Source organism: Anaerobiospirillum sp. NML120448 (genome assembly GCF_023050945.1).
In the GTDB taxonomy this organism is placed as follows: domain Bacteria; phylum Pseudomonadota; class Gammaproteobacteria; order Enterobacterales; family Succinivibrionaceae; genus Anaerobiospirillum.
Genome location: NZ_JALKIM010000012.1, coordinates 14,360 through 29,730 on the forward strand (window position 1 = coordinate 14,360; position 15,371 = coordinate 29,730).

Here is a 15,371-nt window from a genome sequence, read left to right on the forward strand (position 1 = left end):
GATAAAAGGTAAAAAGCATATCGCCAGACAAAATTTAATATTTTGATGTCATTAAAGGAGGAAAATACTCTCCTTGCAAAAAATAACAACCACTTAAAATGCTTAACAACTACTCATTACAAATATTTCTACTTGCAACTTTCAACACTAGCCCTTACATGGTGTTCAAACATAAAACACGCAGCTAAGCAACTAAACCATCTAAACGCCGCTTAACTATGGCTTATCAATACGAGCAAGATTATTTTCACCTATTTTTTGTAAACAAGTGAAAGCCATTTACGACTTGTTAAGAGCAGTAAAAGGAACCCTTAGCAAGCACGCTCCTTTTATTACACCACACATTAGACACTTATTCAAAAAAACAAGACTTAATTAGCTAAGAACATCACAATTGCAAAATATTTTTATGTTATATCTATTAAGTTATTAAACTTAGCCATTATAAGCTCTTTCTTTAAGAGAATGTTGTGAAAAAACATACTATTGGCAAGCATTTAAGATAGTGAATATCTAACCCAATTATATTCACACGAATTAATTAACCTCTTTTGGAAAATTCGCTTTTATCGTATTTGCAGATCAATTTCTTGGTAAAAATATTTATTTTGGGCTGTATTACAAGCTAGCGTACTTTTCTGACTTTTTTTGTCATATAGACCAACAATTTGATTCGTCAGACAAAAAAGCAACTAATTAACGTTGTTTATAAAAATTAACGCAGAGGGATAAAATAGTGTAGTTTTTAGTCAGGCATCTTAAGCTATTAAACGCTGATGTGGCAAAAGATACAGATTCGCAATGAAAGGCCGTTTTTAATTAAAAGTTACCCGTTTTAATGGTTGGGCAATACCAAAAATATAAAACGGTCTTTATTATTTCTAAACCAAAAAAGAATCACTGTAAAACTCAACTTAGTGCTCAGAAAACTGACATAGGGGAGACATTCAAATATTTACATTAAACTAACAGTTTTGCTGTATGTTGAGGGTCATTTATTCGAATTTATTACCTCCCCAACGCAAAATCTAAGCAAATTTTGATAAATAACCAACTCTCTCCCCTATGTATGAGAAAAAGGCACATCGATGTTCTTGTCGCAAGGACAAACAACAAGAAAGGTTCATACCGCACGGAAACATGTTGTTAAATGCTTCAAAAGTCTATTCTATTCATGGAAAAGCGCCTAAGCTTACAAAGTTGTTTAGTTGTGAGTTAATTCATAAGCTTTTTAAGAAAATGGCTACGAGCATAAGGACTAACGAAACTCCTTATGACAGACAATGGGGTTCTTTGTATTATCTTTTGTGTTTGCTGCTCTTGCTGGCAATGCTTCTTTGGCTCATGTTTAACTTAAGTATAGACATTTATGTGCTTTGGCAAATGTGAAACCAGCATCCCCTCGAACAGTTGAGAGAAGTATGGAACAGGCTGAGGCTATATCAGCCGCAATGAAAGCTATGACTTTCAAATTAATGATTTCCTATAATCAATTGGTCGATAATCTCGTTTTTTTAACCGTTGGCGCTGACACTATCCTCTACTCTCCAACTATCTTACTTGGTGAAGTTGGCAAATTAATTACAAAACATCCTATTTAGAGTCGGCGTAATGAAGACTTGCTCCCTCATTAGCCTGCTAGTTAACTAAAAAGTGCAACTTCTTTGGCTAAAACTACTATTTATTGCTGATAAATGGCTTTTGCAGGCCATCCATAAAATGTAGCAACATCTCCCCAGTCTCATGAAACACTCTAGTATGCCCTTATGCCATTGGTATTAAGGGCAAGATAGATTCCTGTAGGTATTTTTCGCTTGCGCTCGTAAGTGATGGAGCACTGATGTTAGCAGCAGAATTGCTGTTTTTAGGCTGACAGGTGGCGGGCCTTCTAATTAGCTAGCTAGCTAGCTGGCAGGACGGAAGTAAGTCAGCCAGAAGGCAAACAGCAAGTTTATTGGTTGGTGAGTGATGGTGAGTGGTGATGCAGGGGTGTTTGTTTTACAGGCAAGTAAGCTTAATGTGTTTGTTTGATTCTAGTATTTTTAGTTTTAGTTAGCTGGTACTAATGACAATTGAGTTTGCAGGTGTGAAATCATTCTGGACTTGCCTTTGATATTGATATTTGTCACTTAATTTTTTCATGATTAGAACATGATTGATGCGCCGTTTATATAGCTGGTTTACTTACATACCAGCACAGAAATAGACGCTAAGAGACTATTTTGCCATACGCTTAAAATGGCTTATATATCGCTTTTTATAAAAATTTATGTTGGTTTAATAAATCACTTTGATCAATTATTGGGCATCGAATTGACCCTGATCACAAATATCTATGTGTTCTCTCTTGTCAAGCTCTTTTTTTATCAATACCTTTTTTAAATTAACATGTCTTACAAGTGGCCTATTTATCGAATATATGAACTTTAGATGGTACTTTTAGATAAAGCTCTTGACGATAAAAAAGCCTTTTTTTTGATACGTTTTTGCAAATTTGGGCAGTTATAAGGGCTTTTATGTATGAAATATGTGAACTTGCCCTAATAATTAAGTTTCTAATTGAAATTTCTGTCAATTTTTATCAACTAGGCTATTGCGAGATGGGTGTTTTTGTTTATTTTGTATTCAAGCCCACGTGCTCTAGCAAGTTTTTACTTTAGGTTCTTCATACAAGTTAACTTGCAAAGTCCTTGTTTAATGTGAGCACAAAATAAATCAAGTTAATTTGTATGAAGAACCTAGGTTAATCATTAACAGCTATCACATGAGCTTATGAGTTAGAAACCAAGGAGCTTTTTTATGTCACCGAAAGCAAAAACTTTCATAGTTATCGGCGATATTGTACTGTTTATCCTGCTTCTCAACTTTTTACCATTCCAACCACAAGAGAATAAGGGCTTAGCGTTATTACTCTTTGTTGGTATCTTATGGTTAACTGAAGCAGTTCACGTTACTATTACCGCTATTTCGATCCCAATTTTAGCCGCCATGTTAGGCTTGGTAACAACCACCAAAGCATTAAACGGCTTCTCTGATCCAAACATCTACTTATTCTTCGGTGGTTTTGCATTAGCAGCTGCAATGCACTTCCAGAAGATCGATAGAATTATCGCTCAGAGAATTATGGTTTTAGCAAGAGGCAACTTCCTCTTATCCGTAATCTTCTTATTCTCAGTAACTGCCTTCTTATCCATGTGGATGAGTAACACTGCCACCGCAGCTATGATGCTTCCTTTGGCACTTGGTATGTTATCTAAGTTAGATCCTAAAGAGAATAAGGCTGTATTTACTTTCGTATTATTAGGTATTGCCTTCTCAGCTTCTATTGGTGGTATGGGTACCTTGGTAGGTTCTCCTCCAAATGCTATCGTAGCCTCCAACATGGATCTAACTTTCGCTGACTGGTTTGTTATTGGCTTCCCATTCATGATGGTTCTCATGCCAATCATGTTATTAACTCTCTACTTTGTCTTCAAGCCTAACCTCAAGATTGAAGTTGACTTCAAGGACGAGCGTATTGAGTTCAATGGCCAACGTTACTTAACCTTAGGTATCTTCGTAGTAATTGCTTTATGCTGGATTTTCTCTGGCAAGATCAACCCAATCATTAGCAGCTTATTCGGCTTAACTGCCAACATCGGCTCTTTTGATAGCGTGATCGCTATTGCAGCAGCAATTATCGTAGTAGTATTAAAGCTCATCTCTTGGAAAGAAGTACAAGAGAACACTGATTGGGGCGTGTTAATGCTCTTCGGCGGCGGTATTACCTTATCTGCCGTATTAAAGGACTCTGGTGCCTCCAAGATCATGGCTGACGGTATCGTGTTCTTAGTTCAGGGCCAACACTACTTCATCATTGGTTTATTAGTATCATTCTTTATCGTATTCTTAACCGAGTTCACCTCTAATACCGCATCTGCCGCCTTATTAGTACCATTGTTCATCTCTATTGCAGAGAGCATCGGTGCACCTCCATTAGGCTTAGCATTAATCATCGGTTTAGGTGCATCCTGTGCGTTCATGTTGCCAGTAGCAACTCCTCCAAACGCCATCGTATTCGGTACTGGATACGTAAAGCAGCAAGACATGGTTCGCGTTGGTTTAGTATTGAACATTATCTGTTCCTTCGTTATCGCAATCGGCGCTTACTTATTCTTCCTTTAAAGTTTTAACAGCTAGGCCAGAAAAATTTGGCCTAGCCCCTAAAAGGATATACTTACAAGTAATAAGCTAATTAGATAGGTCATTATTTTTCTAGCAAAGCTCCAAGCTCCTTACAATTTAATTGGTAAAGGACAGAGCCCAAAAAACTTATCTAACTAAGGCCTATCCAAATTAACAACTTGTAGCAAAACTTTAGAAAGTACCAAATGAATTAAAATCTGTCATTGTTTAGCAAAGGGGAGCGCAAGCTCCCCTTTTTTTTGTCCTTAACTTTTATTAATAGTCAAGGTACACTTTGGTGTGAGTAATAAAAGTTGAGCTAGTAGTTCTTGGTATTAGAGTTATAAGTTTAATTACTTGATTTAGGATTGGTCATGCATAGCTTTGAATTTGCTTCTTTAGTTTTGATTATTACTCCTAAGCGTTTAGGGCTTTTTATTATCATAGCTATCATGATTAGTGCTATGTTTCGTTTTATCTTTGACTCCAAAAGAGAGCTCTGGTTTAAACATACTCCTAGCAGTATTTACCATATTAGAGGCGCTATCGGCCAATATCTGTCTTTAGGCTATCCTGTTACTTTACAAGGCTACTTAGTAGTAATTAGCATTCTGCTATGTATTTTTATTGCAGGAGTAATTTTATTTGCTCTGCCCATTAGTATGATTTAGTTATCATAGGCTAATTTCATGCGTAATTTGTAAAATATGTGAAAAAAATCACATTAGTGCTTTAGAAAAGTGATCAAATTGGTTAAACTCTTATGGTTCAGGTAGATACTAGTAGACCAGTTTGTTCGAATACTAAGATCATCCTAAGTATTATTTTGTAAGCTATTTAGCTTTGGCAAAGGTTTGCATAGCCACTAACACTCACTCCTTACTCACAAGTTTTAGCTCTAAGCCTATTTATTTTGCCTTGTACGGAGTGTGTGTGTTTAGATCTTTTTTTGCGAGGAAATAATTGTTGTCCCTTTTCATAGTTTAACCATTAAATCACTTGTTGCACGCTAGGCAGTAAACTCTAGCTAGGTTCGTTGTTTTAAGTCTTTTATTTGTGTTTGTTGTGCCATGTTAAATATCAAAGTAACTAATCGCATGCTACATGAGGACTACATTGCTCAGCCAAATATAGCCCCATTTATCTTGCCTCGCAAACACATCATAAGTGTAGCTGTTATGGTCGCACTTAGCGCCCTGATCGTACTTCCAATGCCTTCAACCTGGGAGCGATTTAACGACGATACCACTCTAACTGCCGATAGTAGAGACTATTTGAGTAAAGACCAGAGCGCTCAAGAGATGATGGCTCGCAATGAGGATACTAATCTCCATCAAGAAAACTATGATGATTACGATATTCCAAGCCAGTATTTCGACAACGATCAAAACAAACTTGCTGACAGTGCTACTTTAGACAATATCTTCGTTGATGATGAAGACTCAGAAGATGAAGAAGAACTTATTGCTACTACCCCTACTACTACAGAGGGCACTTGGGCTGATGGCAATAAAGAAGCCACTCAAGATCCTATTTTAGCTCAAGGCACTACTACCACTGATCAAACAACAAGTACTCAAGACACACCAGTACCAGTACCTGTCCCTGATGTAACTACTCCAGGCGCAGCTCAAGAACCATCTAATATTACAGCTATGCGCCCAGAAGGTAGCTGGTATCGTCAAAATATTCAATCAGGTGATACTTTATCTAAGATCTTTACCTACCTAGATTTACCTTATGCAACTTTAAATCGTATTACCAAGGTAGCAGGTAAGAGAGACCTACTGCTTAAGGTGGGTGATCCTATCTATTTCCTTATCGATAAAGAAAATGTCGTTATGGAAATGGTTAAGCCTATTGGTAAAGATGAACAAGTACGTTTTAGCCGTTTAAGTGCTACTGATGACTTTAAGGTAGTTTACGAAAAGACTAACGCCCACGTAGATAATGAGCAAATGATAGCCTCTATTCCAGAGGCTGAGACTATGCCTTTGGCTGTTGAGGCTGCTAAACAAAGAGCTATCAAAGAAGCTGCTTTGGCTAAAGCCCGTGCCGAACAAGAGGCTCGAGATCGAGCTAATAACGTCAACCCTAATAGACCACGTTTAGTAATTGCTAAGATTGAAAAAGGCGAAAACTTTGCTCGTGCAGGCCATAGAGCAGGTTTAACCCCTACTGAGGTTAAGACCATTGGTCAAATCTTTAAGCAAAAACTAAATATTAACAAGCTTAGAACAGGTGACAGCTTTAGAGTGCTCTTTAGTGGTATTGGCACTCAAGCTAAGTTATATGCTGTTAACTTTGAGACCAGTAAGGGTCGTTTTGAAAGCTTTATTAATCCAGACGATCAAAACTATTATGGTGAAAACGAATTTACCCCAACAGCAGGTATTTTCCGTCGTTTCCCATTAGCTGATGAGATTAAAGTAACCTCTCACTTTAATCCTCACCGCCGTCACCCTGTTACTAAGAGAGTAAGCCCTCATAACGGTGTTGACTTTAAGGCCTCAGTTGGTACCCCTGTTTATGCCCCAGCTGATGGTGTGGTTACTTTCTCTGGATATCAAAGAGCTGCTGGTTATTACGTAATTATTAGCCATGCCAATGACTTTTCTACCGTGTATATGCACTTATCAAAGTCTGAGGTTAAGCGTGGCCAAAAGGTTATTGTGGGACAATTAATCGCCCGCTCAGGTAATACAGGACGTACTACAGGCCCTCATTTACACTATGAAATACGTATTAATGATCGCCCAGTAAATCCATTAAAGATTGAACTGCCAAGCTCCAATCATCCTAATCTGGCCCGTGAACAACGTGAAGCCTTTGCTAACAACGTAAAAGTGCTTCGAGCCGAGCTGCAAAATGATAAGCTGGCTGATGTTAAAAAGTAATTTCAAAATATAGCCCATAAGAGCCAGAATCTTATGGGCTTTATTTTACTTAGCTTATCCTTTGGGCCTTAAAAATCGACTTTGTTAACATATTGAGGCGTTAATCAACATATTGTCTAAGCAAAGCATTTGGGGCGCATGGCTATCTTAGCTATAATAGACAAACCAAAGTATGCTTAGCTAACATCTTAAGTCGCTATGATCTTAAGATAGTGAAGTTTAGCCTTTACCGTTTAATGTAATCTGGATTGAAAGATATCAATCTTCACAAAACTACAATTGCGATGCTGTCAAATAATAACCTTTCTCAAGAAGCGAGCACTTTAACTAAATGGCTGGTTTCTATTCCATCTGTTGCGCATGCCAAAGGGCCTGCCTTAATTTGCCAAGCTATCCATGATGGCTTAGTAGAGTTTCCTTATTTTAAAAAGAATAAGGATAAACTCCATTTAATTGAGCACCAAGATTCTAATAAAAGCTCAGTTATTGCTTTAGTTAAGGCTATGGAAGAGGTATCACAAACTATTGTTCTTTTGTGCGATACCGACACTGCTAGCCCTTATCACTATGGCATGTTGAAAGGTTACTCTACCAATTGTGATGAGCTTTTAAGTCGTTTAAAAGAATTAGATGAGCTAAATGACTCCAAAGTTAAAGAAGGCATAGCAAATGATGACCTTCTGTTTGGCTTAGGCGTTCTACAAAGCAAGTGTGCTACTGGCTCTATGTTAGTAGCCCTCAAAGAACTATCTGATAACTACGTAAGACTCAATGTCAACGTACTCTTTATTTGCACCTCTGAAAGTGCCATTCAGCATCGCGGCATTAAAAAGTGCATACCTTTTATTCAAGAGCTCATTGACAGAGAAAAGCTTACTTTACGTTTAGCAATTAATGCTAAGCCTAATTTCCCTTTATTCCGTAAAGACCAAGATCTTCATATTTTTACTGGTAATTACGGTAAGGTTGAGCCTTCTTTCTACATTATTGGCAATAGCGCTGCATCCTTTAAGCCTTATTCTGGTTTTTCCGCCTCTATCATTGCCTCTGAATTAATTAGAGAGTTAGAGCTTAATGCCAAGCTTACTCAAAAACTCCATAATTCTCCTTTAGTACCTACCTTTGATAGCTTACGAGTCAAAGAATTTGGTAAAGAGTATAGCCCTGATGGTATGCAAATTAGCTTTAGCATGCCTATAGTAAATTTAGACTTAAATGATTTACTAGAAATTTTAAAAGAAGCTGCGGCTAAAGCTATCGAAAATGCCTCTGATTTAGTTGATCAAAGAGAGGCTATGTATGCTCATATCAATCAAGAGGACTTTACTCCTCAAGTGCAAGATGCTGAGGTTGTTTCCTTTAGTGACTTGTTAGAAAGAGCTAGCCATAACTTTACAGGCAACTTACATAAAGCATTGCATGGCATGGTGCAAAAGTGCCGCTCTGAGGGCCTATCATTACATCAGGCCAGTATTACCATTATTGAGCGCTTAAATGAGCTAGCTAAATTACCACGTCCATCTGTGGTGGTTTATTTTACTGATAATTTCCTCCCACCTCAGGGACTAAGTGCTAGCCTCAGCCAAGATCGTGAATTATTCATGATCTTAGATGACCTATTAAGCCGTTTTAATAAGTTAAGCCCTATTGCCCCTACTTTAGCAACTTATTACGCTCCAACTGATGCCTGCTTATTACGCCCTATTGGCCTACAAAAATCACTTAGCACCTTAAGACAAGAATGCCCTGTAGGAGTAGAGGATATAGAAGGACTTAATGTCCCTACCATTACTTTAGGAGTAAAGGGCGATAACCTCACTTTACTAACAGAGTATGTAGAAAAAAGCATGTTTGAATACTTGCCATCTTTAGTGGTAAGTATTGTTGACGCTATTGGTGAAAACCCTGTAGGTGCCTTCTTACAAGCTCACCAAGATTTACAATTACAACTGGAGCAATTGGCAGAAAAAGCAGAGAGCATTTCTGCTGCTGTGGTTAATGAATCCCGTGAAATTAGCGAGGAACAACAAGGCGAAGGCTTCTACTCTAAACTAAGCCAAGGTAAATTGGAGCCTGAGTCCTTAGAGCACTTCTTACAACAGCAACAAGCTGCTAACAATGGCAAGACTGCTGCTAAATTAAGTCTTAAAAATGTTAAGCCTGCCGCTTTACAAAGCCCAGAGACGTTTGCCGCTGAGCATAATAAAACTACTGCCCCAGATGCATTGGTTAACACTGCCTCTGTACTCCATACTAAGTCTCAAGCTCACACCGAAGAGGAAGTCAGTGCCTCTATTGATGAACAGTTAGCACAACAAGACCTAGTAAAGAATGCCGATAAACTTCAAGAGCAAGAGAACCAAAAGGTTATTGAGTCTCATATCGACCGTGTTCTTGATGTGGCGCATCACAGCCAAGAAGTTGAGCACGCTCAGGATGTTGATAATACACAAAATGATACAGATGCTGACAATAGCGATCTGTTAAACGCCATTGCCCAAAGCATTAATGATGATGCTAAGCTCAATAGTGAAATTGCAACTACTGAACCATCCCCTATCTTGGAGCCATCCAAAGTAGAAATTGCTGGCGTTATCAAAGAGGAGCAATCAGCCCTTGGCCAAATTAAGAGCCTCTTTAAGAAAGACTCAACTACCCCAGCTCCATCCCAAGCAACCGCCACTAATGCTGAATCTAAGGCAGAAACTGAGACTGACAGAAACTCTTCCTTAGAGAATACTGCCCCAAATCTTGAAAGCACCACTGAGCAAGAAAATAAAACCTCAGTGCCAGAGCAAGATAAGGAGCATGATAGCTCTACTGTCTTAACTGACACCCAAGATAATGCACAACAGTCCCAAGCTTTAGAAAGTGATACTAAGGCTCAAACTGAGACTGACAGCAACTCTTCCTTAGAGAATACTGCCACAGATCTTGAGAGCACCACTGAGCAAGAAAATGCAGCCCTAGTGCCAGAGCAAGATAAGGAGCAGGATAACTCTACTGTCTTAACTGACACCCAAGATAATGCACAACAGGATCAAGCTTTAGAAAGTGATACTAAGGCTCAAACTGAGACTGACAGTAACTCTACCTTAGAGAATACTGCCCCAGATCCTGAGAGCACCACTGAGCAAGAAAATGAAGCCCCAGTGCCAGAGCAAGATAAGGAACAGGATAGCTCTACTGTCTTAACTGACACCCAAGATAATGCACAACAGGATCAAGCTTTAGAAAAGAGCCCTGAGACTGACTCTACCCAGGTTTCTGAAAAGAACCTAAATGCAGACCATGATCAGGATAATATTGCTAAGGAATTAGATAATATTTTTGCTGAAAAGGAGCCACAGGAAACCCCTGCTCACAGCGAAAATCATCTAAGTGATATTAATGGCGACATTAATGCTAAAACAAGCCAAAGCATTGATCATATCGAAAGCCATGAAGGTGATCTTAATAACAGCAAGGTTCAATATATTGAGAGTTTTGAGCCAAAGATTATTAATGCTAAAAAGCAGCCATCCCAAGATGCTCATGAGCTTGAGTTAGACAAGAACGATAAACAGTCAACATCATTGCCTGTTTCAGAGCCTAGCAAGGCCGCCGCCTCCTCAAAAGATAGCACTTCAACTCATGAAGAAGGCAAAAGCAGTCCATTTGCTATTGTTTCCTCCTTCTTTAAGAGCTTTAAGCGCAATAAAGCTCAAGAAAAGAGCGATCATAGTGCCCATACTACCGCTATGAAAACTCCTCTAGGTGTTGAGGATGAAGTAGATTGGCTAAACACTCCAGAGCTTGCACAAGGCAAACAAGATAAGTCTGTATCTGACCAAGACAAAGAATTATCCATTGAAAATATTAAGAGTGATATTACTAACACTCAAGATAAAGATCAGTTACAGCTTGATTTAAGCGAACATGATAAGAATCAGGAGCTCAATAAAGATATTGCAGATCTTAAGAGCACTGATAAGTCCCAATCAAATGATGACCAAAATATTGGCGTAAGTTCAGAACAAGTAGCTGATCTCTTATTAACTTCTATTAAGAATAAGCTACAAACCAATTCCCTAGCCTCACTAGATGATCCTAAGGATTACCAGCAAAATGATATCCCTCTCAATAACAATGTCTATGCCACTGATATAGCATTAGGCGAAGTTGAGATCACTAAGGATAAATTACCTCTTGAAACTAAGAGCTCCTTTAATACAGTTGTATCTGATAGCCCTAAGGCCGAACGCATTGCTGCTGAAAAGGCTGAACAGGAACGCTTAGAAGCTGCACGTATTGAGGCCGAGCGCATTGCTGCTGAAAAGGCAGAGCAAGAACGCTTGGAAGCTGAACGTATTGAGGCTGAGCGCATTGCAGCTGAAAAGGCTGAACAAGAGCGCTTAGAGGCTGAACGCCTTGAGGCCGAGCGCATTGCTGCTGAAAAGGCTGAACAAGAGCGCTTAGAAGCTGAACGTATTGAGGCTGAGCGCATTGCTGCTGAAAAGGCAGAACAAGAGCGCTTAGAGGCTGAACGACTTGAGGCCGAGCGTATTGCCGCTGAAAAGGCCGAACAAGAGCGCTTAGAGGCTGAACGCATTGAGGCTGAGCGCATCGCTGCTGAAAAGGCTGAACAGGAACGCTTAGAAGCTGAGCGTATTGCCGCTGAAAAGGCAGAGCAGGAACGCTTAGAGGCAGAACGACTTGAGTCCGAGCGTATTGCCGCTGAAAAGGCCGAACAAGAGCGCTTAGAGACTGAACGTCTTGAGGCCGAGCGTATTGCCGCTGAAAAGGCTGAGCAGGAACGCTTAGAGGCTGAACGTATTGAGGCTGAACGTATTGCCGCTGAAAAGGCAGAGCAGGAACGCTTAGAAGCTGAACGCATTGCGGCTGAGCGAATCGATGCTGAAACGGCAGAGCAGGAACGCTTAGAGGCTGAACGTATTGCCGCTGAAAAGGCTGAACAGGAACGCTTAGAAGCTGAACGTATTGAGGCCGAACGCATTGCTGCTGAAAAGGCTGAGCAGGAACGCTTAGAAGCTGAACGTATTGCCGCTGAAAAGGCCGAACAGGAACGCTTAGAAGCTGAACGCATCGCTGCTGAAAAGAAAGCTAAGGAAGAGCGCTTAGAGGCTGAGCCAAAAAGCACTGCTAAGAAGAGTAAGCAAAAGAACGTTAGTGATAGCTCTAAGGCTGATAATAAGGCTAATAGCAAGGCTGCTAAGAATAAAGATCAAAGTTCAGGTGCTGAAAGTAAAAAGCTTAGCCGCCTAGAGGAATTAACTATTCGTCTAGCCGCTATGCGTGCTGGAGAGGATGAGGCCACTCTCAAGGATAAGCTTAATAAGCAACAAGAGCAATTTGAACAAGAAAAGAGTGCTAAGAGCAATGCTTCTGTATCCTTACCAAGCAATATGGATCTTACTAAAGCAATTGACTCTAACGTCACTATGCTTTCTAAGAAAGCATTCTTTATTAGTGAAGATCCTCATAATACTCGCAATCCTGATGAGGTCTTTGCTGAGGCCGAAGCTGAGGCAGCCGCTAAGAGAGCTGAAGCTCAAAAGCGCTTAAAGACTTTATCTGAAGCTTTAGCTAAAGAAAAAGAGCAAGAATTAGCAGCTCAAAAACAACCAGCTATTGAACAGCAACAAGAGCAGCTTGATAAGCAACTTAAAGACGCTGATACAGCCAATAAGGTCGATAGCTCTGCTAAAGACAATAAGACTGAGGGCCAAATTAATAAACCTGACTTAGCTGCACTCAACAAATTAATTGAAAATGCTAAAGCAGAGGCTAAATTAGCCCAAGCTGAAACTAAGGCTGATACTGGTACTGCCACCCCATCCGAAGTTAAGGCTGATACCGAAGTTACTGCTAAGGTTGATACAGACACTGACGCTCCAGCCCAAGTTAAGGTTGATGCCGAAGTTGCTGCTAAGGTTGATACTGGTACTGCCGCCCCAGCCGAAGTGAAGTCTGATACCGAAGTTGCTGCTAAGGTTGATACTGGTACTGCCGCTACAGCCCAAGTTAATGCTGATGCAGAAGTTGCTACTGAGGTTGCAGCTAAGGATAGCCTTGAGGGTGAGTACCATAGTGTTGGTATTAGCAGTGAGAATGCTAATGATGTAAAGTCCGATGTTGAGGCCAAGGCTGAGGCTGTTATTCAGGCGGAGGTAGATGCGTCTGACGAAAACATTTTTGCTGAGCCTGTATTAGCACCTGGATTAGATGAGCCAGATTTTGAGTTTAACTTAGCTACTGATGAGCCATTAGCTCCTCAAATTAATTCTTATGAGAATAATTTGGCTCCTAGTGTACTTGAGGTTCAAGCTGAGGATGTGCCAAGCATTAAGACTAAGAGCGACATCGATTATGACACGGTAACGGAAGTTGAGGTAACTGAGGTTATTTCACCTGCTCCTGTAAAGGCTAATGTCAATATTCAAGAAGCAAAGATTGTTTCCCATAGCAATAATGATAGAAGCTTCGAGGTTGAGCCATTAGATGAAGCTACAGTCAAGGAAATTGCCTCTTTACGTAAAGTTGGCACAGAAGAGGCCATTGCAGAGCTGTTATATGCCAATGAGGACTTCTCAGAAGAGGCCGATTTAAAAGCTAGCACAAATACTCTTGAAGCCCGTCGTGCCGCACTGCGCCGTGCTATGTATGGCGATGATTCATCAGGCCAGGAGACTAAGCCTAAAGCTAATACTAAAAGAGGCAGCTATGTAAACTTAGATGACTATAAACAACCAGTTTATGTTCCTAATCAAGTAAATCATAGTCATGAGGATGAGGCTAATTTAACCCCTACTAGGGTAGTTGGCAGTGCCACTACTTTCCCTAGTGAGCCTCCAAAGGAGGATAGTATTAAACAAAATAGCTATCCTCATAACAAAATGGAACCAGTTGCCTCTAGTAGTGCTGGAGTAAGGATCTTACGTACCCCAAACTCTGATTTGCGTAAGGCGCTAAGAGACAAAAGAGCTGCCCCTACTTTCTCTACTGCCATAGTAGGAAAAAGAGAGCCTGTAGAGACAGAAGCCCAAGAGGCTCCTGTTCACTCTATTGGTATTGTAGGTAAGCTTGAATCCCACGAAAAAGAGCAACAAGAGGCTCCTAAGTTCTCTACTGCCATAGTGGGCAAACTTGAATCTCATGAAAAAGAGCAGCCTCAAGCCCCTACTCACTCTATAGGTATTGTAGGTAAGCTTGAGTCCCATGAAAAAGAGCAGCAAGAAGCTCCTAAGTTCTCTACTGCTATAGTGGGCAAACTTGAGTCTCAAGAAAAAGAGCCAGAGCAAGCTCCTGAGCATTCTATTGGTATTGTAGGCAAGCTTGAGTCCCATGAAAAAGAACAGCAAGAGGCACCTAAGTTCTCTACTGCTATAGTGGGCAAACTTGAGTCTCAAGAAAAAGAGCCAGAGCAAGCTCCTGAGCATTCTATTGGTATTGTAGGCAAGCTTGAGTCCCATGAAAAAGAGCAGCAAGAGGCTCCTAAGTTCTCTACTGCTATAGTGGGCAAGCTAGAGTCTCATGAAAAAGAACCAGATCAAGCCCCTGCTCACTCTATAGGTATTGTAGGTAAGCTTGAATCCCATGAAAAAGAACAGCAAGAGGCTCCTAAGTTCTCTACTGCCATTGTTGGGAAAAGAGAGCCTGTAGATACTGAGGTAAAAGAGGCTCCAAAGTTCTCTACCGCTATAGAGAGCTCAAGAAAGAGCTCTCCACTGCCAGAGCTCAATAGTGAAACTAATAGTGAAAACGAAGAGTTTGACCCTAATGCTCCTAAGACTGTGGTAGTACGCTCCAAGAGCTAAAAAAGAACAAGCAGAGATCGTTAGATTTCTGCTTGTTTTTTTATATAAAATTCTTAAAGCTATTGATGTAATAGATAATACTAGCTATTTGTTGATTTATCAGACATAGGGGAGACAGTTGGTTATTTATCAAAATTTGCTTAGATTTTGCCTTGTGGAGGTAATAAATTTGTATAAATGACCCTCAGCATACAGCAAACCTGTTCGTTTAACGTAAATAATTGAATGTCTCCCCTATGTCAGATTTATAGTTAGTACTAAAGTTTTTTAAAAATGCAAAGTTAAGTTAAGTTAAGTTAAGTTAATTAGATATATATTTTGCATCTATTTATGACCCTCAAACAGCTTATATAGCTTGTTTTCAATTTTTTATTCAATACGCGCGTTATATTGTCGTTACACTTAATGTAAGCACACAAGATATCTAACACATGCTAATTAGAGTTTGGTCATTCCTTTCTTTTTTTCTGTCATGACCGCTTTTACATCGACT

The 15,371-nt window shown here is 39.8% G+C and carries 5 protein-coding genes; all 5 read left to right on the forward strand.

Annotated elements, in window-relative coordinates; all coding sequences use genetic code 11:
* The first annotated feature begins 1,421 nt into the window (after window positions 1-1,421).
* The gene (locus tag MXE38_RS03655; protein ID WP_246911567.1) at window positions 1,422-1,601 is read left to right on the forward strand and encodes a hypothetical protein; all 180 of its coding nucleotides are present in this window, start codon (window positions 1,422-1,424) and stop codon (window positions 1,599-1,601) included.
* Between the two features lie 1,198 nt (window positions 1,602-2,799).
* The gene (locus MXE38_RS03660; RefSeq protein WP_246911569.1) at window positions 2,800-4,164 is read left to right on the forward strand and encodes a DASS family sodium-coupled anion symporter; all 1,365 of its coding nucleotides are present in this window, start codon (window positions 2,800-2,802) and stop codon (window positions 4,162-4,164) included.
* Between the two features lie 374 nt (window positions 4,165-4,538).
* A complete protein-coding gene (locus MXE38_RS03665; RefSeq protein ID WP_246911578.1) occupies window positions 4,539-4,835 on the forward strand; it encodes a hypothetical protein in 297 nt (98 codons plus the stop codon).
* Between the two features lie 399 nt (window positions 4,836-5,234).
* A complete protein-coding gene (locus MXE38_RS03670; protein ID WP_246911589.1) occupies window positions 5,235-7,061 on the forward strand; it encodes a peptidoglycan DD-metalloendopeptidase family protein in 1,827 nt (608 codons plus the stop codon).
* A 284-nt stretch (window positions 7,062-7,345) separates the two neighbouring features.
* A complete protein-coding gene (locus tag MXE38_RS03675) occupies window positions 7,346-14,878 on the forward strand; it encodes a hypothetical protein (RefSeq protein ID WP_246911594.1) in 7,533 nt (2,510 codons plus the stop codon).
* Window positions 14,879-15,371: the final 493 nt, after the last annotated feature.